General features: G+C 48.6%; 17 protein-coding genes. All 17 read right to left on the bottom strand.

Annotated features, from left to right (window positions below; all coding sequences use genetic code 11):
- Nucleotides 1-111 precede the first annotated feature (111 nt).
- The gene (locus tag A3849_RS05765; protein ID WP_074110550.1) at nucleotides 112-2,766 is read right to left on the bottom strand and encodes an FtsK/SpoIIIE family DNA translocase; all 2,655 of its coding nucleotides are present in this window, start codon (nucleotides 2,764-2,766) and stop codon (nucleotides 112-114) included.
- A gap of 129 nt (nucleotides 2,767-2,895) precedes the next feature.
- The gene (locus A3849_RS05760) at nucleotides 2,896-3,111 is read right to left on the bottom strand and encodes a YlzJ-like family protein (protein ID WP_074110549.1); all 216 of its coding nucleotides are present in this window, start codon (nucleotides 3,109-3,111) and stop codon (nucleotides 2,896-2,898) included.
- Complete coding sequence (locus tag A3849_RS05755) at nucleotides 3,108-3,887, bottom strand: ClpP family protease (protein ID WP_074110548.1); 780 nt, start codon at nucleotides 3,885-3,887, stop codon at nucleotides 3,108-3,110. Before A3849_RS05755 ends, A3849_RS05760 begins: the two co-directional genes overlap by 4 nt.
- Before the next feature lie 333 nt (nucleotides 3,888-4,220).
- The gene (locus A3849_RS05750; RefSeq protein ID WP_074110547.1) at nucleotides 4,221-5,900 is read right to left on the bottom strand and encodes a ribonuclease J; all 1,680 of its coding nucleotides are present in this window, start codon (nucleotides 5,898-5,900) and stop codon (nucleotides 4,221-4,223) included.
- Between the two features lie 590 nt (nucleotides 5,901-6,490).
- Entirely contained in the window at nucleotides 6,491-7,366 is an 876-nt protein-coding gene (gene dapA, locus A3849_RS05745) for a 4-hydroxy-tetrahydrodipicolinate synthase (protein ID WP_074110546.1), read from the bottom strand.
- Nucleotides 7,367-7,382: 16 nt separating this feature from the next.
- Nucleotides 7,383-8,603: an aspartate kinase gene (gene dapG, locus A3849_RS05740; RefSeq protein WP_074110545.1), complete on the bottom strand. Its 1,221-nt coding sequence runs from the start codon at nucleotides 8,601-8,603 to the stop codon at nucleotides 7,383-7,385.
- Nucleotides 8,604-8,791: 188 nt separating this feature from the next.
- On the bottom strand, nucleotides 8,792-9,388 hold the full coding sequence (locus A3849_RS05735) for a dipicolinate synthase subunit B (RefSeq protein WP_074088183.1): 597 nt from the start codon (nucleotides 9,386-9,388) through the stop codon (nucleotides 8,792-8,794).
- The gene (gene dpsA / locus A3849_RS05730; protein ID WP_074110544.1) at nucleotides 9,389-10,285 is read right to left on the bottom strand and encodes a dipicolinate synthase subunit DpsA; all 897 of its coding nucleotides are present in this window, start codon (nucleotides 10,283-10,285) and stop codon (nucleotides 9,389-9,391) included. It abuts the gene before it with no gap.
- 279 nt (nucleotides 10,286-10,564) lie between these two features.
- On the bottom strand, nucleotides 10,565-11,011 hold the full coding sequence (dut, locus tag A3849_RS05725) for a dUTP diphosphatase (protein WP_143191745.1): 447 nt from the start codon (nucleotides 11,009-11,011) through the stop codon (nucleotides 10,565-10,567).
- Complete coding sequence (locus A3849_RS05720; RefSeq protein ID WP_074110542.1) at nucleotides 10,989-12,254, bottom strand: M16 family metallopeptidase; 1,266 nt, start codon at nucleotides 12,252-12,254, stop codon at nucleotides 10,989-10,991. The genes dut and A3849_RS05720 overlap by 23 nt, the downstream gene beginning before the upstream one ends.
- A 77-nt stretch (nucleotides 12,255-12,331) precedes the next feature.
- Nucleotides 12,332-13,318 (bottom strand): polysaccharide deacetylase family protein, encoded by a 987-nt coding sequence (locus A3849_RS05715; protein WP_074110541.1) that lies wholly within the window; start codon nucleotides 13,316-13,318, stop codon nucleotides 12,332-12,334.
- A gap of 343 nt (nucleotides 13,319-13,661) precedes the next feature.
- Entirely contained in the window at nucleotides 13,662-15,764 is a 2,103-nt protein-coding gene (gene pnp / locus A3849_RS05710) for a polyribonucleotide nucleotidyltransferase (RefSeq protein ID WP_074110540.1), read from the bottom strand.
- Between the two features lie 460 nt (nucleotides 15,765-16,224).
- Entirely contained in the window at nucleotides 16,225-16,494 is a 270-nt protein-coding gene (gene rpsO, locus A3849_RS05705; protein WP_019910460.1) for a 30S ribosomal protein S15, read from the bottom strand.
- Nucleotides 16,495-16,644: 150 nt separating this feature from the next.
- Entirely contained in the window at nucleotides 16,645-17,592 is a 948-nt protein-coding gene (locus tag A3849_RS05700) for a bifunctional riboflavin kinase/FAD synthetase (RefSeq protein ID WP_074110539.1), read from the bottom strand.
- A 38-nt stretch (nucleotides 17,593-17,630) separates the two neighbouring features.
- Entirely contained in the window at nucleotides 17,631-18,545 is a 915-nt protein-coding gene (truB, locus tag A3849_RS05695; protein ID WP_074110538.1) for a tRNA pseudouridine(55) synthase TruB, read from the bottom strand.
- Entirely contained in the window at nucleotides 18,542-19,519 is a 978-nt protein-coding gene (locus A3849_RS05690; RefSeq protein ID WP_074110537.1) for a DHH family phosphoesterase, read from the bottom strand. Before A3849_RS05690 ends, truB begins: the two co-directional genes overlap by 4 nt.
- 21 nt (nucleotides 19,520-19,540) lie before the next feature.
- Nucleotides 19,541-19,894 carry a 30S ribosome-binding factor RbfA gene (gene rbfA / locus A3849_RS05685; RefSeq protein WP_020434078.1) on the bottom strand — a complete coding sequence of 118 codons (354 nt, stop codon included), beginning with the start codon at nucleotides 19,892-19,894 and terminating at the stop codon, nucleotides 19,541-19,543.
- Between the last annotated feature and the right edge of the window lie 14 nt (nucleotides 19,895-19,908).

The following is a 19,908-nucleotide window of genomic DNA, read 5'->3' as shown; positions in this document are numbered from 1 at the left end:
CATTAAGAAAGAACTTCAATAAAGAGACTGTTTCCTTGATTCTCACAGAAAAGCAAATAAATAAGCCCCTTCCATTCAAGGAAGAGGCTTCGTCGCGGATACTAACAAGAACTAAGAACTAATCCGGTTGTGCTGATACTGTTCCATTGACATCAATACCTCACGGGGCTTGCTGCCCTCGTAAGGCCCGATTATACTCCGGGCTTCCATGGCATCAATTAAACGAGCTGCCCGTGTATACCCGACACGCATGCGCCGCTGAAGCAGCGATACCGATGCTTGCTTCGCTTCGAGCACAATTTGAACGGCCTGCTCATACAATTCATCCTGCGGCTCGTCCTCTCCCATCACTGTATCATCTACCTCAGGAACGATTGATTCATCATAGTTAGCTTCTCCCTGACTGCTGACATACTGGACAATAGTTTCCACTTCCTGGTCACTCATAAAAGCGCCTTGAACGCGAATAGGCTTCGATGCACCCATTGGCAGGAAGAGCATATCTCCCCGGCCCAGTAGCTTCTCTGCTCCCGGCATGTCCAGAATGGTACGTGAATCCACGTTGGAGGAGACACCAAATGCAATACGGGAAGGAATGTTTGCTTTGATAAGCCCTGTGATAACATCTACGGATGGACGCTGAGTGGCAATAATCAAGTGAATACCCGCTGCACGTGCCATCTGCGCCAGCCGGCAGATCGCATCTTCCACATCGTTCGCCGCGACCATCATGAGATCCGCAAGCTCGTCCACAATCACAACAATGTATGGCAATACCGCTGTAGGGTTATCCTTCATCAGATTATTGTAGCCTTCCACATTCCGTGTGCCCGACTTGGAGAACAACTCATATCTTTTTTCCATTTCCACTACAATCTTTTTCAAGGCAAGACTTGCACGTTTGGGATCAGTGACCACAGGAGCGAGCAGATGAGGAATCCCGTTATATACATTTAGCTCAACCATCTTAGGGTCAACCATCAGAAATTTTACTTCATTCGGTTTAGCCTTATATAGAATACTGGTGATAATACCATTAATACAGACCGATTTGCCTGAACCTGTTGCTCCCGCTACCAGCAAATGGGGCATCTTAGCTAAATTACCTACAATTGTCTGGCCCGAAATATCACGTCCAAAGGCGATCGACAATCTGGATTCAGCATCCTGAAAAATCTGGGTTTCCATGACCTCACGCATCGTTACTATCGATACTTCAGGGTTAGGCACCTCAATCCCAATTGCTGACTTACCGGGAATCGGTGCTTCCATGCGGATATCTTTGGCAGCCAGTGCAAGCGCAATATCATCGGTCAGGTTAACAATACGGCTAACCTTGACCCCGATATCCGGTTGAATCTCATACCGTGTTACTGCCGGTCCTCTTACAACCTCAAGTACCTTCGCTCTTACGCCAAAGCTCTCCAATGTAGCTTCCAGCTTGCGGGCCGTCTGCATGTAATCGTTCTGGTCACCCGCCTTGGCTCCGTTGTTAGGCTTGGCCAAGAGCCGGAACGGAGGCAACTTGTAGGGCTTCGGCGGCGGAAGCGGTACCGGGACAGGCTCTCCTCCCTCAGAAGAGTCCAACAGTCCATTCAACTCAACTGGAACCAGTTCTTCTGCGGACAAACCGCCCTCTACAGGCGTAATGCTGCTCTGTGAAGGTACAGGTAAATCGGCATTGGCCTCCCTGACCGTTCCGTTACGCGCCGCTGGCGAGAACTCACTCCACTCTTCACGATCCTCCGCATTCAATCCTTCAGTGCGTATATGTTCAAAGAAGTCACGAATAATTGGGGTTGCCTGCTCAATATCATCACCTATATAATCATCATCGTCGTCCAGATAGGATACCTCTCCTGCAGGCAAGCCAGACAGAATGGGTTCCGTATGTGCACCAGTCAGCACCACATCCCCATTGTTAGAAACTTCAGTCTGCTCTTCTTCAGTTAAAGGTCCAGTCCTATGTCCACCACTGAACCAGCCTCCGATTCTTCTGAGGAACTGCGGCTGGCTTCGGTTAGGGAGCTGACGTTCGTCCTCGTCCTCGTCTTCATCCTCGACAGGCTGAGGAACGGTGTTCCTCCTTGTTCTATCCGGTCTGGCAGACACAGGTACCGCAGCCGGGCGGTTAGCCGCTCTCTGCCGGATGTCTTCCACCAGCTTCACTAACCGGACTCGCAGAAGCGTGAACAGTTCAACATAAGAGAGATTCGTAATCAGCATGAAGCTGATTGCCATCATGACAATCATCAGCAGCTTTGCTCCCAGATTGCCGAATAACCACAATAATGCAGCATACTCCAGTGCTCCTAGATAACCACCGCTAATGTCCTTACCCAACATGTACACATCGCTGCCGCTTACACCCGAGGAAAGCGAACCCGACAAATCATTCTGTATCTGTGCCAATACATTTCCAGGATGCAGCATCGATAATGGACCCAATTTCTGTTCCATTGCCGAAATCGTACTCATCAGACACAATGAAAGTACCAGCAGGAGTACACCGGAATGACGGCTGTTCCACGTAGAAGGCCACTTTCTGTGAATCATTACCATTAATCCATAAAAAATACCGACAAGCGGTAACACAAAATAGAATCTCCCGAATAAATATCCTGCCATATTAGAAAGTGAGCGCCCCACTGCCGCCTCACCGGATAATGCAATGACGGATATTGTTATCAGCATGATCCCGTAGATTTCATATTTTAAAACACTGCCGAGCAGTGCTTTTTTCTTTTTCTTTCTTCGTTTAGCCACACCAGCCACCCCCGGTAAAATATTATACCATATAATGGCGTGGCGTACCTATGTTCTCTTTTGTCAGAAAATGCATCTTATTGGTACAGTGTTCGCATTACCTTTTATAGAGTCTAGAGAAACAGAATTTCATGGATTCCAGCGGATAATAGCTCCCGGTGAAAATGCCGAATCCAGATACTTTTCAAGGGGGCAATCAAGCAGTCTTACGATACGTGCCTGTCCGTGTTCCATTGGCTCCACTTGCATCAGCATGCCATGTATGCTGACTTCCTCCAGCGGCTGTACAAAGTTAACTGCCCCTTCGTACACCTGCTCTATCGGAATAACCGTATATAGTGTCATTGCGTCAACCCTCCTTGCATAATTTGTTCAGGTAACTGTGCAATATCTCCGGCAATCATTCCATTCAAGCGTGACAACGCCGCACCGATTCCACCCACCTCATCCATCAGTCCATATTTGACCGCATCGAAGCCGCCGACTGCAGTACCGATATCCCGGTTTAGTTCTCCGGTTTTAAACATCAGATCCTTGAACTGCTGCTCAGAAATCCTAGAATGGGAAGTTACAAATTTCACCATTCTCTCCTGCATCCGCTCCATATACTCAAAGGTCTGCGGCACTCCAATCACCAGGCCATTCATACGGATAGGGTGGATCGTCATCGTCGCGCTCTCGGCAATAAGGGAATAACTGGAGGCTACTGCTATCGGGACCCCAATACTGTGACCTCCACCAATGACCACTGTTACCGTAGGCTTCGACAGAGATGCTATCATCTCCGCAATGGCAAGTCCTGCCTCTACATCGCCGCCGACCGTGTTGAGGATAATCAGCAGCCCCTTCACTGTTTTGCTCTGTTCAGCGGCCACTAGTTGCGGAATAATATGCTCGTACTTCGTGGTCTTGTTATGCGGAGGCAGGACAAAATGTCCTTCAATCTGACCGATTATAGTCATGCAAAAGATATCCGGTTCTCCGGTCGGAACCGCAGTCTGACCCAGTTCCTTCACCACGCCTGCTGCTCCTGGAGGTATTGGCTCACTGGTCTGCGGTTTCACCACATCCGGGAGAACCTCCTCATTTGCACTTACATTTACACCTTCTGTTATGTCCATCGTTCGCAGCACTCCCTTTTTGCTTGCAGCACTCATCGGCTGCAGCCATACTAGCTTTGATTAGTATGATGTTACAAGGGACTCTATTATGCACAAGGACTTCATAAAGTATCCATGGACTCCGTCTCCGGTCCAGCACAGTAAGGTCGGGCACAGCAAAAACCCCTTCTCCCGTGGAAACCGTCCAATATTTCCGGGAAGAAGGGGCTTTTGGCCCTGCTTATTGAATTACCAAAGGATTTATGTGTATACCAACAAACATCCTTATATTTCCATATTTCATGAAAGAAGTCCTTATATCATAGGACATATTTCTGCCTGGTTAATTCTTGATTACACTTCCATAATAATCGGAAGGATCATCGGTCTGCGTCGGGTTTGCTCATAGAGGAAACGGCCGAGTGAATCTTTCACGCTTGTTTTGAGTGATGCCCATTCATTGACCTTCTCACTCATCAAGCGCTGCAGTGTTCCGGATACAATCCGGTTTGCTTCGTCCAGAAGTCCTTCGGATTCCCGTACATAGACAAAGCCCCGGGAAATAATATCAGGTCCAGATACGATAGCACCGTTCTGCTTGCTAAGCGTCACAACCACTACAAGGATACCATCTTGGGAGAGCAGCTTGCGGTCACGGAGTACAATGTTACCAACATCACCTACGCCAAGACCGTCAATCAGCACGTTGCCTGCAGTTACCTTACCGGCTCTGCGTGCCGCGCCTCCGGAAATTTCAATCACTTCACCTAGTTCAGTGATGAAAATGTTGCTTGGTTCTACACCTACGGATTCCGCCAGTAATGCATGTCTACGCTGCATCCGGAATTCTCCGTGAATAGGAATGAAATATTTCGGTTTCATCAGATTAAGCATAAGCTTCAGTTCTTCCTGGCTTCCGTGACCGGATACGTGAACGCCGGAGTTGGAACCGCTGTAAATGACGTTGGCTCCCAGTCTGAACAGCTCATCGATGGTGCGTCCGACATACTTCTCATTACCCGGTACCGGTGTTGCCGCAATAATTACGGTGTCTCCCGGCAGAATGTCCACTTTACGGTGACTGGAGCGAGCCATACGGGTAAGCGCCGACATAGGCTCTCCTTGGCTGCCTGTGCATAGTACCACTACACGGTTTCCAGCCATTCTGTTCATTTCTTCCGGTTCAATAAGCATGCCATCCGGAACATTCAGATACCCAAGTTCGGAGGCAATAGATACTACATTAACCATACTGCGGCCGATGACTGTAATCTTGCGACCTGTTGATTCCGCAGCGTTCACCACCTGCTGAATACGGTGTACATTGGAGGCGAAGGTTGCTACCACTACCCGCTGTTCGGCTTTGCGGAAGATATCCTCGAGAACAATGCCGACATTCTTTTCAGATGGAGTGAAGCCAGGCTTCTCGGCATTTGTGCTGTCTGACATAAGTGCTAGTACGCCTTTTTGGCCGATTTCAGCCATCCGGTGTAAATTAGCGAATTGACCATTGACTGGAGTATGGTCAAATTTGAAGTCACCTGTGTGAACAACATTTCCTTCAGGTGTTTCGATACATACGCCGACCGAATCGGGAATACTGTGATTCGTTCTGAAGAACGTTACTTTGAGTGAGGTTCCAAGTTCGATCTCTGAATCCTCATTAATTAGAATTCGCTTGGTTTCCCCAAGAAGGTTCGCTTCCTTCAGCTTATTCTCTACAAGCCCCAGTGTAAGTCGTGTTCCGTACACCGGAACATTCAAATTCTTAAGAACATAAGACAAGCCGCCGATGTGATCCTCGTGTCCGTGAGTAAGAACAATACCTCTTACTTTGTCACGGTTTTCTGTGAGGTACGAGATATCAGGAATAACAATGTCAATACCGAGCATATCTTCTTCCGGGAATTTCAGTCCCGCATCCACGACCACAATGTCGTTCCCGTATTGAACCACGTACATGTTTTTTCCGATCTCTCCGACTCCGCCCAAAGCGAAAATCGTCAATTTATCGTTGTTGTTTTTTTTGGACAAATGAATCTAACCCTCCTATGATGTTGGACGTCATACTTTTATTTGTAAACATTAAGCTTCATTATTTCAGCGGCGCTGAACACATCTTCAAATTGCTGATATCTTCCACAATTGACAAAGAAATTCCATAAATCTGTATAATTTCGCACTGCGAAAACTCCTTAATCGGGCAGTGAAATCCTTCTTGAGCGGAAAAACACCGTCAAAATTCACTGTCGCGCCCCTTGCGCGAGAATCCGGCTCCATTAGCACAGACTTATTCAAGGACCTATCCTGTCTCACAATGTAAAATACATTGACGGAAGATTACCGCATATTTAATTTTTACCGCACCCAGTCACTTAATGACATTATACATGATTTTTTTGGCAAAAGACAAGTCATAGGCTCCGTAACCCTATTCTTTCCTTGAATTCATTGGTTTATTTGAGAAAAAAGCAGACGAAAACGTTTCAACATCTTGGGCTTGAGGGTTATGCAGGAGGATTAAACTTAATATTGTGTTTATAATTTTGACACAAGACCAACAAAAGCCGGTACTCCTTGGAAGGAATACCGGCTTAAGCTTTCACCTGCGATAAATCCAAATACTACTTCAGAAGTGCAGTAATAAATGCAGCCTCTTCTTCGCTTGGTGGTACAAGCGGTAATCGAACTGTACCAACATCCACACCGCGCAGACCAAGTGCATACTTCACTGCCGAGGGATTCGGAAGCGGCTGCGGACATTCAAACAACCCTTTGAACACAGGGAACAGCTTACGGTGAAGTGCCCCTGCCCGGCGTACATCGCCTGAGACGTAAGCTTGGATCATTTCTGCCATTTGTTCCCCAACGATATGGCTGGCTACGCTGATGATGCCATGCCCCCCCACAGCAAGCGCGGCAAGCCCAGCAGCATCATCACCTGAATATACGCGGAAATCAGCCGGGCAAGCAGAAACAATCTGTGTAATTTGATCTACAGACAGACACTCCTTCGTTGCCACAATATTAGGAATATCGGCAAGCCTGATTGTCGTGGCTGTACTCATACTGATGCTGGTACGGCTAGGAACATTATAGAGTATAACAGGAAGTGACGTCTCACCTGCTATGGCAGAAAAATGCTGATATAGCCCTTCTTGATTCGGTTTGTTGTAATAAGGAACAACCAGCAGCACGCCGTCCACACCGATTTTTTCTGCCGCTTGTGTCAGATGTATAGAATGTCTAGTGCTGTTGCTGCCTGTTCCAGCGATGATTTTACAACGGCCTGCAGCCTTTTTAAGTACATACGCGAATAACTCCAGCTTCTCTTCATCGCTAAGGGTAGGCGATTCTCCAGTCGTTCCGCAGACCACAAGCGCTTCGGATTTCTGCTCTTCAATGAGATAGTCGACGAGCTGTGAAGTGGCATCCCAATTGATCTCTCCAGCCCCGTCAAAGGGGGTTACCATAGCGGTTATTAATCTTCCGAAGTCCACTTTGAATTCCTCCTTGTCAGCGGTGTAATTCAAACTTGGCATGCAAAGCGCGCAGCGATTGCACCATATCTTCTTTCTTGACCAGAACCCAAATGGTTGTATTGGAATCCGCTGACTGCAGAATCTGAATATTCTGTGAGCTGAGTGCTTCAACGATTCGGGCCATAATCCCTGGAACCCCGTTAATTCCGCCCCCAATGACTGAAACCTTGGCGCAGCCGGACAGGCTCGATGGACGCAGTCCCAGCTCCTGAAGGGCAGCAATCGCCTGTTCTGACTTGTCATCGTTCACCGTATACAGCGCTTCACTTGGTGTAACATTGATAAAATCCACGCTGATCCCGTTGTCAGCCATGCTTTTGAAGATCTGCAATTGCACGCCGGTGCCGTTACCATTCGGACATTCCACTGAAATCTGTGTAATGTTGCTGACATAAGCAATTCCTGTAACATAACGGTCTACTACTCCGTGTGACACATCACTGAACCCTTCTGGATGTGTTACAAGCGTTCCTTCTGCCTCGGAGAAGGTAGAGCGGACACGGACCGGAATCTGAGCCTGCATGGCAATTTCCACTGCGCGGGGATGTATCACCTTGGCCCCTTGATAAGCCATGTTACAGATTTCCGTATAGCTGACATAGGTCAGTTGTTTCGCATCTTCGACAATCCGCGGGTCTGCGGTCAGAATACCATCCACATCCGTATAAATATCTACCATATCCGCGCGCAGTGCGGCACCAAGAGCTGTAGCTGAGGTATCACTGCCTCCACGGCCAAGGGTTGTGAAATCACCGGCTTCGGTCTGACCCTGGAACCCGGTTACAATAACTACTTTATGCTCGCGTAATTCGCGCAGAATGCGTTCGGTCCGCACATCCAGAATCCTGGCATTGCCATAGTTGTTATCTGTCAGAAAACCAGCCTGGGCCCCTGTCAGCACGGTTGAGGGAATACCCTCATGCTCCAGCAGGCCGCACAAGGTGGTAGCGGAAATGATCTCCCCGCAGCACATCAGCAGATCCTTCTCACGGCTTGGCAAGGCATCCCCGTTCTGCACCGCCCAGTCCAGCAATGTATCGGTCGCATACGGCTCACCCTTTCTACCCATTGCCGACACCACTACTACAAGGCTGAATCCGCTAGCCAGCTCCCGTTTGACATGACGGATTACGTGTTCTCTGGCCGCTGGTGTGGAGAGTGAGGTTCCGCCGAATTTTTGCACCAAAATACCCATGTATAATTCCTCCATTGCTTCTCTAAGCAAGCACACTAATACGTATATACACCGTCCATTCCATAGGTCGAAAGAATCCGCCTAATGCGGGGTCACTATTCAGTTAGCTGAATAAAGTGTTGAACCGCCCTCAAAATGAGGACGGCAGATGTATACCTTATGGTCAGAATGCCTGCATGAAACGTTATCTATGCTGAATGAAACCGTTCGATAATCATCGGCTGCAGCTGGTTGCCCTGAAGTGCCGCATAGCAGGCTTCTGGAATGAGATCCATCTGCGCCACAAGCGAGTTCGGCTTGCCCTGCGGGTTATCCTGGCCGAACGGAACGAAATAAATATTCTTCGTCACCAAAAGCTTCGCGATATTCGATGCATTCAGCCCGAGTCCATCATTGGTGGAGATTGCCAGCACCAGTGGCCGGCCATTGCGCATTTGCGACTTAGCGGCCATAAGCACAGGGCTATCAGTCATGGCATTAGCCAACTTACTCGTTGTATTCCCTGTGCAGGGTGCTATGGTCAATACGTCCAACAGCTTGGAAGGACCCAGCGGTTCCGCTTCAACAATTGTAGAAATGATATCATTCCCTGTTATATCTTTCAACTGTTTTAGCCAATTTTCCGATGTGCCAAAGCGTGTGTCTGTATTCAGCACAGATGCTGAAACAATTGGCACCACTTTGGCGCCGCCATCCATAAACCGTTGAATCTGCGGCATCACCTCGGCAAACGTACAGTGTGAACCGGTAATCGCATAACCTACTGTTTTTCCATGCCAATCCATTTATTCGTCCCCCCTGTTAAAAGTCTCGTCCGATATCGACTGTACCAGCGCACCTGCCATAATAATTCCGGCGCTTTTGGGAGCAACGATTCCGGGTAGCCCCGGTGCCAGCATGGCTTTGATCCCGCGTTTTTCCGCATAGCGGAAATCGCATCCGCCCGGGGCGGAAGCCAGATCGATAATTACACAGTGTTTGGGGAGACGCGACAGCACCTGCGCGGTAATAATCATACTTGGTATGGTATTGAAAATAAGATCTACTTCCGGCGCATGTACTAGCAGCTCTCCAGTCATAAAGGGCTTCCAGCCCATCTCTTCAGCCCTTGCGTAATGTTCTTGTTTTCTTACTCCCACCTTCACAACTGAACCGAGTCCCTGCAGCGCCCTGGCCATGGTGAACCCGGTTCTGCCCATGCCTAGTACCATTGAGGTCGAGCCATGGATTGTAAAATCCGTATTCTGAATCGCCATGACCAGCGCTCCCTCCGCTGTCGGGATGGAGTTGTAAATTGCCACATCGTCCCGGTTCAGCAGCTCCACCAGCTTCAGGGAGTGCTTGGCGCACAGGCCACGCAAATAACCTTTGGCCATACCTGTATAAACCGTACAGCCGGGTGGCAGTGCTGAAGCGTGTTCCTCCAACAGTTGCAGGTGCTCCGTGGAAAAAAGGGCATTGATATTCCCTTCATCATCACAGCCTACCGTAGGCAGCACCAGTACATCCGCACGGCTCAGCAGCTCTACCGACATTTGTTCAAGGCTAACCCCTGGGCCAGGGGTATCCCACTTGTCGAACCCGGCAGCGCTTACCGTCGCATCCATTTCCACACATTTCCGAATCACTTCAATCTGTCTCGCGTCCCCGCCCAGGAACACGATCCTGATGCCAGTAAGCATAGGGATGACGCTCCTTTCCACATACACACTATTGACTATAGAGCATCTTATGCCAGGGTGGGCTGATGGGTGAATAGCCGGGAAGAATTGAACCTCAGGCCCTATTCAAAACAACTTTCAAATACAAATAAGCCGCCTCAGGTATGCACCGTAAGCAGCGTTATCAATATCAGTTGATCAATTAAAAAAAGCTAAGCAACCAATATCTACCGAATCCAATCCGGTGTGTATTGGTAATGCTTAGCTCAAGTTAATAATCAATGTAAAGAAAAAAGCATTTTATTTACCTGTATGTCCGAAGCCTCCGGCTCCGCGCTCCGTCTCTGACAGTTCATCCACTTCGACCAGTGTCACTGACGGTACAGCCTGAAAGACCATTTGGGCAATCCGCTCGTTGCGGGCGATGGCAAAGGGTTCCTGTCCCAGGTTGATGAGCAGCACTTTGATCTCACCGCGGTAATCGGCATCAATGGTTCCAGGTGTGTTCAGGCAGGTGATACCATGCTTCAGCGCAAGCCCGCTGCGCGGCCGGATCTGCGCCTCCAGGCCGTCTGGCATGGCCAGTGATATTCCTGTGGGGATTAGTGCCCGCCCGCCCGGAGCAAGCACAACAGCCTCTCCCACGGCGGCATACAGGTCATAACCCGAGGCCTGCTCAGACATTTTACGGGGAAGCTCTACATCCTCATTCCCGGGAAGCTTATTAATTTGAACGTAGTACGACAAGATCATCTCTCCTAACATTGGCAATAGCTTTGTCTGTTGAGCCCACCATCGCTAGTGCAAGCGGCTCCGCAAACATATGATCCAGCAAATGGTTGACATCATCCATTGTCACCTGCTGGATTTTGGCGATCATATCATCCAGTGTATCATGTCTTCCAAGCATCAGCTCGTTTTTACCGATACGGTTCATCCGGCTGCTCGTGCTTTCAAGGCTAAGAATCAGGCTTCCTTTAAGCTGCTCCTTGCCCTTTCTCAATTCATCTTCGCTAAGCCCGTGGACAGCAAGCTCAACCATCATTTCTTTGATCAGTTCTGTGACCTCTTTGGTCTGCTTCGGTGCAGTTCCTGCGTATACAGTGAACATCCCGCTATCCGCCTGGGAGCTGTGATAGGAATATACTGAATAGGCCAAGCCGCGCTTTTCACGGATCTCCTGAAATATACGTGAGCTCATACCGCCGCCAATTGCATTATTCAGCAGCACCATCGGGTATTGCAGGGGACCACCGCTTTGCACACCCGGCAAAGAGAGGCAAATATGGTTTTGCTCTGTCTTTTTGCGGTGGAACAGCAGCTCGCCTTGGAAATCAGGCACTGTCAGCACTGCGGATTCACCATGATTTTGAAAAGATCCAAAGTGTTTCTCTAGCAGCTCTGCCAGTCCATCATTAATATTCCCGGCAATGCTGATGACCGTATTTTCAATCGTATACTGAGCCTTCATATAGGCCCGGAGATCATCCGGAGTCATTTCCTGAAGACGTTCTTTGAGGCCCAGAATTGAATACGCCAGCGGGTGTTCGCCGTAGGCTGCAGCACACATCAGATCATGAACCAGATCATCCGGAGTGTCCTCACACATGGCGATTTCCTCCAGAATGACGTTTTTTTCCTTGGCAAGCTCTTCAGCATCCATACGTGATCGGAAGAACATATCGGCCAGCACATCCACGGCAATGGGCAGATGCTCATCCAAAACTTTGGCATAATAGCATGTGTATTCCTTAGAGGTAAATGCATTGACGTTACCGCCAATCGCATCGAACTGTTCGGCAATATCCTTTGCACTGTACCGTTCGGTGCCTTTGAACAGCATATGCTCAATAAAATGAGAAATCCCGTTATTCTGCGGAGTCTCATTGCGGGAGCCTGTTTTGACCCAGATTCCAAAGGAAACGGATCGGCCGGTGGGGATTTTTTCCGTTACCACCCTGAGGCCGTTTGATAACACTATTTTTTCCACTTCTAAATCCTCCTGGCATAGCCCTGGTTCTATCTGTATTTGGTATACGCGCTTTTATCCTACCAGAATTATACGGCTCACTCAACATCGGCAGGCAGCACACGCTCTGAAGATAACGTTTGGCTTACTGTTCCCAGTTGCAGCCCTTTAGCCTTTATTCCCCGGATCATGCCTTTCAGTGCCTGAGATGAGGAAGCTGTCGGATGCATAAGAATCAGGGTTCCCGGCTCCGCCTTACTGCTGATTTTGGTTATGATCGATTCCGGTGAAGGATTGCGCCAATCCACCGTATCGAGCGTCCACAGTACTGTTTTAAGACCAAGCGAGGCGGCAATCTCTACAGTTTCCTGGTCAAAATCACCGGATGGAGGTGCAAACCAAATATTCGTTACGCCGAGACTTTCCTTTAAAAGATTTTGCGTTTTCCGAATTTCAGCGGTAGCCCTGGCCCTGCTCAAAGTGCTCATATTGGGATGGGTATATGCGTGATTCTCCATTTCATGACCGCGTTTCTGCATTTCCCTTGCCAATTCTTTATTATGACTAAGCCAACTGCCATCCAGAAAAAAGGTGACCTTCACCTGTTCCTGATCCAGAATGTCCAGCATCGGGATAATATACTGGTTCCCCCATGCGACATTGATCATCAGTGATACCATCGGTTTCGCCGGATTGCCCCGGTAGATGGGCTGCGCCCCCAAGTCACTTAATGAAATCTTAGGCTGAATTTGGCGGTAGAACAGCTTCAAGCCGTCATTTGGCCCCTTAAGCCGTGCATTCCTGTAGGTTGCCTCCACATCTACCTCCAGACCGTTATAGCCCGGTATAGCCTTCCACACACGGTCCACAGTCGCATCCACTGGCGGGCTGTTCAGTTTGGATGCCTTGCTCTCGATGATCGTTCGTAGATCCTTCCCCGGCTCTGCTGAGACCTCGTTCCATACAGCCAGTTCTGTCGGTGGCTTAAGCTGGGAGAGCATCTCTTTTACAGGACCTTGGGTACTGCCGATGCCGATTACCACAGCGATACAGGCCAGTACAAGTGCCGCTTTTTCCGTCTTCATGACGCCTTTCCTCCTCGGCAGAAACGTTCATTTGTCGGTCCCGGCACAGAGCAGGTGCAGGGACACTTTGTCCCAGCCTATGAACCCCCGGAGGAAAATATGCCCGCAACTCAAGTAGAAACGGCTACGCCGTCCTTTTTGGGGACGGTAGCCGTTTCAGTGAGAAATATAAGGATAATTTAATGTGTGAAACATATAAATTCTATATTCTAAAATAGCCCCACAGCGTGGAGCTTGGTCAGCCGGATATTCAGCCCTATATATTTAAAAAAAGAGCCAGAACGAAATTGCTTCTGTCTCTTCCCATTCATACATTTAACCTGTGTTTGAAGTAACAGTGAAATTACGCTTTGGCTGCGCCTTCCGAAGTCAGCACAGCTTTACGTGACAAATTGACGCGGCCCTGCTGGTCGATTTCGGTTACCTTGACAGTAATCGTATCGCCGATGGCCACTACATCCTCTACCTTGGCTACACGCTCTGTGGACAGCTGGGAAATGTGCACCAACCCGTCTTTGCCCGGAATGAGTTCAACAAATGCACCAAACTTCTCGATACGTCTGACTGTACCCACATAGATTTCGCCAACCTGCACTTCACGCACAATGCCTTCGATAATGCCGCGCGCTTTTTGAATCATCGCTTCGTCTGAAGATCCGATAAAGACACGACCATCCTGCTCGATGTCGATTTTCACGCCGGTTTCCTCAATGATTTTGTTGATGATCTTGCCACCCGCACCGATAACATCACGGATTTTGTCCGGATTGATGTTGATGATAATGATTTTGGGAGCATATTTAGACAGGCTTGTTCTAGGTTCGGAGATGGCTTCCATCATTTTGCCCAAGATGAACATCCGTCCTTCTTTCGCCTGCTGCAGCGCATCCTGAAGAATCTTACGGTCGATGCCGTCGATTTTGATATCCATCTGAATCGCCGTAACCCCTTCAGCCGTACCAGCTACCTTAAAGTCCATATCGCCTAAATGATCTTCCATCCCTTGAATATCGGTAAGAATCGAGACATGATCTCCGTCTTTGATCAGACCCATAGCTACACCGGCTACAGGGGCCTTAATTGGCACACCCGCATCCATCATTGCCAGAATACTGGCGCAGATACTCGCTTGGGAAGTTGATCCGTTGGATTCAATGGCTTCTGATACCAGACGAATCGTGTACGGAAATTCGGTTTCACTAGGGATAACTTTGGACAACGCGCGTTCACCCAGAGCTCCATGTCCAATCTCACGGCGGCCAGGTGCTCTAAGCGGACGAGCTTCCCCTACGCTGAAAGGAGGAAAGTTGTAGTGGTGCATGAATCGTTTGGTCTCCGTCGGATCAATTCCATCGAGAATTTGCACATCGCCGAGAGCTCCAAGTGTACATACGCTAAGGATCTGTGTCTGTCCACGTGTGAAGAGACCGGAACCATGTGTCCGTGGCAGCAGAGCAGTGTCACATTCAATGGGACGGATTTCATCCAGTTTGCGTCCATCCGGACGGATTTTGTCATGTGTGATCAGACGTCTTACTTCATCCTTCACGATATCATGCAGCACTTCCTTAACATCTTTCAGAAGCTCCGGTGTTTCTATGTATTTCTCTGCGAAATACTCCACCGTTTCATTATTAATCAAATCGATGGCATCCTGACGGGCATGCTTCTCGGCGATCTTCACTGCCTCTACCAAGCGAATCTGTGCATACGCGCGAACTTCTGCGTTCACATCCGCATTTACAGCATGCAGTTTCACTGCCATTTTTTCTTTACCGGCAACCGCAACCAGTTCCTCGATCACAGCAACGATCTTGCGGACTTCATCATGTCCGAACATGATGGCTTCCAGCATTACATCTTCCGGCACTTCATTGGCTTCTGCTTCCACCATCATGATGGCGTCCTTGGTTCCGGCTACAACTACATAAATATCGCTGACGGCTTGTTGCGCAACATCAGGATTAATGATGAATTCACCGTTAATACGGCCTACAGCCACACCGCCGATCGGACCGCTGAAAGGCACATCAGAAATACTGAGTGCAGCAGAAGTACCAATCATAGCAGCAATATCGGGTGCACAATCCTGATCCACACTCATTACCAGATTAAGAACCTGTACATCATTGCGGAATCCTTCAGGAAACAATGGGCGAATCGGACGGTCCGTGAGACGGCTGGACAGAATTGCCTTCTCGCTGGGTCTGCCCTCACGTTTGATAAATCCTCCGGGGATTTTACCAACTGCATATAGTCTTTCCTCGTAGTTAACTGTAAGCGGGAAAAAATCCAGATCTTTAGGCTCACTGGACGCTGTAACCGTACACAATACTGAAGTATCACCATAACGGACCATAACCGCAGCATTTGCCTGTTTGGCCAATCGGCCCGTTTCGAGTACAAGGCGTCTTCCGCCAAGTAGCATTTCTACACGTTTTTCCATAAAATCCCTCCTTGAATGGTAGTAGACCCGCCGTTCACGATCGCAGGTTCAATGTTAGCCTTAAGCAAAACGTAAGTTATACAAGTGGAAACGGCTATGCCGTCCTTATTAGGACGGTATTCGTTTCAGCGAGAAAGAGAAGGAAAATTTATAGCGTGGAATATATAAATCCTTATCCTTTATGAAGAAACAGCTTCAGCGTATGTAAATTAAGCTCTCCCGTTTCCTCAAAAATATAAGGATCACCTATAGCTCAACGACTATAAATTCTTATATTTCATGCAAAAACGGCTTGTCCTCAAGCTGAGGTTAAGTAGCCGTTTTGTGCAAATCATATCCACTTGCTGCTTACCATAGTTTCCCCTAAATTTTCAAAAAGCAACCCGGCTGTCCCGCTGTCGCTCGTAAGAAGGACATACGGTATACAACCAGGCTGCTTTAGGGTAAAGATTATGGAAAATTAGCGACGCAATCCCAGTTTTTCGATCAGGGCGCTGTAACGTCTGATGTCTTTGTTTTTCAAATACGCCAGCAGTTTACGACGTTGTCCAACCATCTTCAGCAGTCCGCGACGGGAATGATGATCCTTCTTGTGCGTACGCAAGTGGTCAGTCAAATTAACGATGTTCTCCGTAAGGATAGCAACTTGCACCTCAGGGGATCCTGTATCGGATTCATGAGTTTTGTGCTCGTCAATCAATTGGTGTTTACGTTCTTGAGTCAATGCCATCCTGTTCACCTCCTTCAATATAATCGCCAATAGCCTCGTCACCGTCGGTGAGAACATGCAACCAAGCTAAGGTTATGATGCTGTCATTCCAGCAACGTTAATCAGTATAGCACCTTCGCAGACAAATGTAAACGGCATGTCCACTGTGAATCAGGCTTGATCTTCCAGCAGACTTTTTGCTGTCTCGGCATCCTCACCAATTTGTTCGATCAAGGCGCCGATAGAGTCAAACTTACGCTCAGGACGGATGAATGAGACCAGCTCCAACTCAAGCTCCTGTCCGTATATATCCCCCGAAAAATCAAACAAATGCACCTCAAAGCTGGGCGCTGTTACTCCTTCATGGAAGGTTGGTTTCACACCAACGTTCATTACCCCGTGAAGTACTTCATCCTTATAGAATACTCTGACAGCATAAACACCTTTGGCAGGAATAACATAACGATCCTCTAGTTGCACGTTAGCTGTTGGAAACCCTATCGTGCGTCCACGCTTCTCTCCATGCACCACTGTTCCCCGCAGATGATAACAGCGTCCGAACCATGTATTCGCCAGGGTAATTTCGCCATTCTGGAGGCTTTTCCGAATTCCGGAGCTGCTTACCTTTTCTCCCTCAATCAGGAACGGAGGTGCAGTTACAACGCTCATTGCCCCTTGACCCAGCTCTTGAAGCCGTTCAGGGTCACCCTCTCCAAGATAGCCAAAACGGAAATCAAAGCCGACTACGGCGGTTACAATCTGAAGCGGTAGCAGCATCACTGATACGAAATCCTCCGGACTTACTTTTGAAAGCTGCTCATTAAATTCAATGATATACAAAATATCAACACCCATACCCGCAAGGATTTCCTGCTTGTCTTTTGGAGGAGTCAGATATCCATCATAGTCTCCTTTGCCCATAACATCCTTAGGATGCGGATGGAAGGTCATGACTGAAGCGGGTATACCCTCCTGACGGGCCAGAGCAACAGCGGATGCAATGACACTGGCATGTCCACGGTGCAGTCCGTCAAACTGACCCAGAGCGGCCACTTGCGGCCGTGCCCACAGAGCTGCGGTCTCCGGCGGTATCGGATAGCTTAAGGTTACGGTTCTCACGCTGTTTCTCACCTACAATTCACTAAATGAAATAAAATTTATGCTTGTGCAAATACCTTAACGGGAGCGATCGCCCCTGTATCTTCTAATTCATAAATACCCAGGAACTCACCCTTTACGTCATACAGACGAAAATGTCCATTCTGTTTCACTTCAGGCGCCACATGACGGATCGACAGGCGCTGTCCCTGCAGAGCTGCTTTCTTTTTCTCATCAATCACTGTATGTCTGGGTAAATGGGAAATGGCTTCATCCGCTGCAATCAAATGTTCCACCAGTGTACCTGCTTCTTTGTTTTCAGCTATTTGCTCCAGGGTTAAGCAATGACTGGCCGCTATCCCTGCTGACATGGTTCGTTCAAGCGTAACCATGACTCCAGGAAGTCCGAGTGCCCGTCCGATATCCACACAAAGTGTACGGATATAAGTACCTTTGGAACACAGAACACGAAATGTAATATCAGGATGATTGCCGCTCCAGACCATACCGGTCATCTCAATCTCATAGATTTCCACTTCACGGCTTTTACGCTCCACTGTTTTGCCTTCTCTGGCGAGTTCATATAGACGTTTGCCGTCGACCTTGACAGCGGAATACATGGGTGGCACCTGTGAAATCACGCCTTTGAAAGAATTAAGCACAGTGAGTACTTCAGCTTCCGTGACATGGACTTCTTCAACCGTTTCCGTAATTGTCCCGGTTAAATCCTCTGTATCACTGGATACCCCTAGTCTCAACGTGGCTACATATTCTTTGGGAAGCTCCTGAATGTATTCAACGACACGTGTTGCCCGCCCAAGGCAGAGCGGCAGAACACCAGTCACCTGGGGATCAAGCGTACCCGTATGCCCGATCCGTTTCATACCGAGAATACGTCTAGCTTTGGCAACTACATCATGTGAAGTGAATCCGGCAGGCTTATACACGGCTAAAACACCTGTAAGCTCACTCATAAATGACGTCTGACCTCCTGAAGTACCATTGGAACAGCTTCTTCCAGTGTGGCATCGATACGTGCACCCGCTGCGCGGGTATGTCCGCCTCCACCAAAGCTTTGCGCCAAAGCAGCAACATCTACTTTACCTGCAGAACGCAGGCTAACCTTCACAGCACGCTCATGAATAACCTTAAACAGAATTCCTACCTCTACGCCACGGATATTCCGGGGATAGTTCACGATACCTTCAAGATCTTCGTTCGCGGCTTCACAATCCAGCATATCTTGAGGTGTCACTGATACCCAGGCTATTTCGCCTTCAGGTGATAGCTGCAAAGTACTTAGCGCCCGATTCAGCACCTTAACTTGTGCCAGTGTCATTTCCTCCAGCAGCGTTTCCGCAAGCGTTGGTCCATTTACACCGAGTTCGAGCAGCTCAGAAACCGCCGCCATCACTTTAGGGGAAGTATTGCTGTAGCGAAAACCACCGGTATCCGTCAACAATCCAGTGTAGAGAGCTGTGGCGATATCTATATCCCATTCCACCTCAAACGTCTTCAACAGATCGAACAAAATTTCCGCAGTCGCAGCAGCATCCGGTTTAATCAGCGTAACGTAGCCATAACCGTTGTTCGTAGGATGATGATCTATATTTACGATGAGGGCATCGGTGGCAAAATGACGCTGGGTAAGCCCTACACGCTGAAAATCGGCACAATCGACGCAAATGACATTCTGGTATTGCCGGGAGAGCTCACCGTCAGCCAAATTAACAATCTCATCAGCATGCCATAGGTATTCCATCCGTTGCGGGATCGGTCCTTCATTCAGCATAGTATATTTTTTGCCCAGACATGAGAGAAGCCAGCCCACCGCGAGGGTGGAGCTGACTGCATCTCCGTCCGGCTGAACATGCGACACTACAAGATAATCGTCGTGTTCCAGCAGAAACTTACGGGTCTGCTGGAGACTTTGTTCATAGCTCTGCATTCGCCGTCTCCTTTATGTTTCCTAGCTTTCTTCGTTCTTGCCAATTTCACCAAGCAGCTTCTCGATATGGCTTCCGTAAGCAACGGATTCGTCAATCTTGAAGATCAGCTCAGGGGTATGACGAAGGCGGATCGCTTTGCCAAGCTCCGAGCGGAGAAAACCGTTGGCTTTCTCAATCGCTTTGAGCGAACCCGTGACCTGCTCTTCGTCCCCAAATACGCTCAGGTAGACTTTCGCCTGCGACAGATCGTTGGTCACGTCTACGCCGGTTACTGTCACAAACCCGATGCGCGGGTCTTTTAGTCCACTTTGGATGAGCTGGCTCAGTTCTTTTTTGATCTGTTCGCCAACTCGTCCGGCTCTGATTTTAGACATCTATATCACCTCTT

This window comes from Paenibacillus sp. P46E, from assembly GCF_001909095.1.
GTDB lineage: Bacteria > Bacillota > Bacilli > Paenibacillales > Paenibacillaceae > Paenibacillus_AQ > Paenibacillus_AQ helianthi.
The sequence above is the reverse complement of the archived record's forward strand: the minus strand, read 5'-3'. Positions and strand labels throughout refer to the sequence as shown.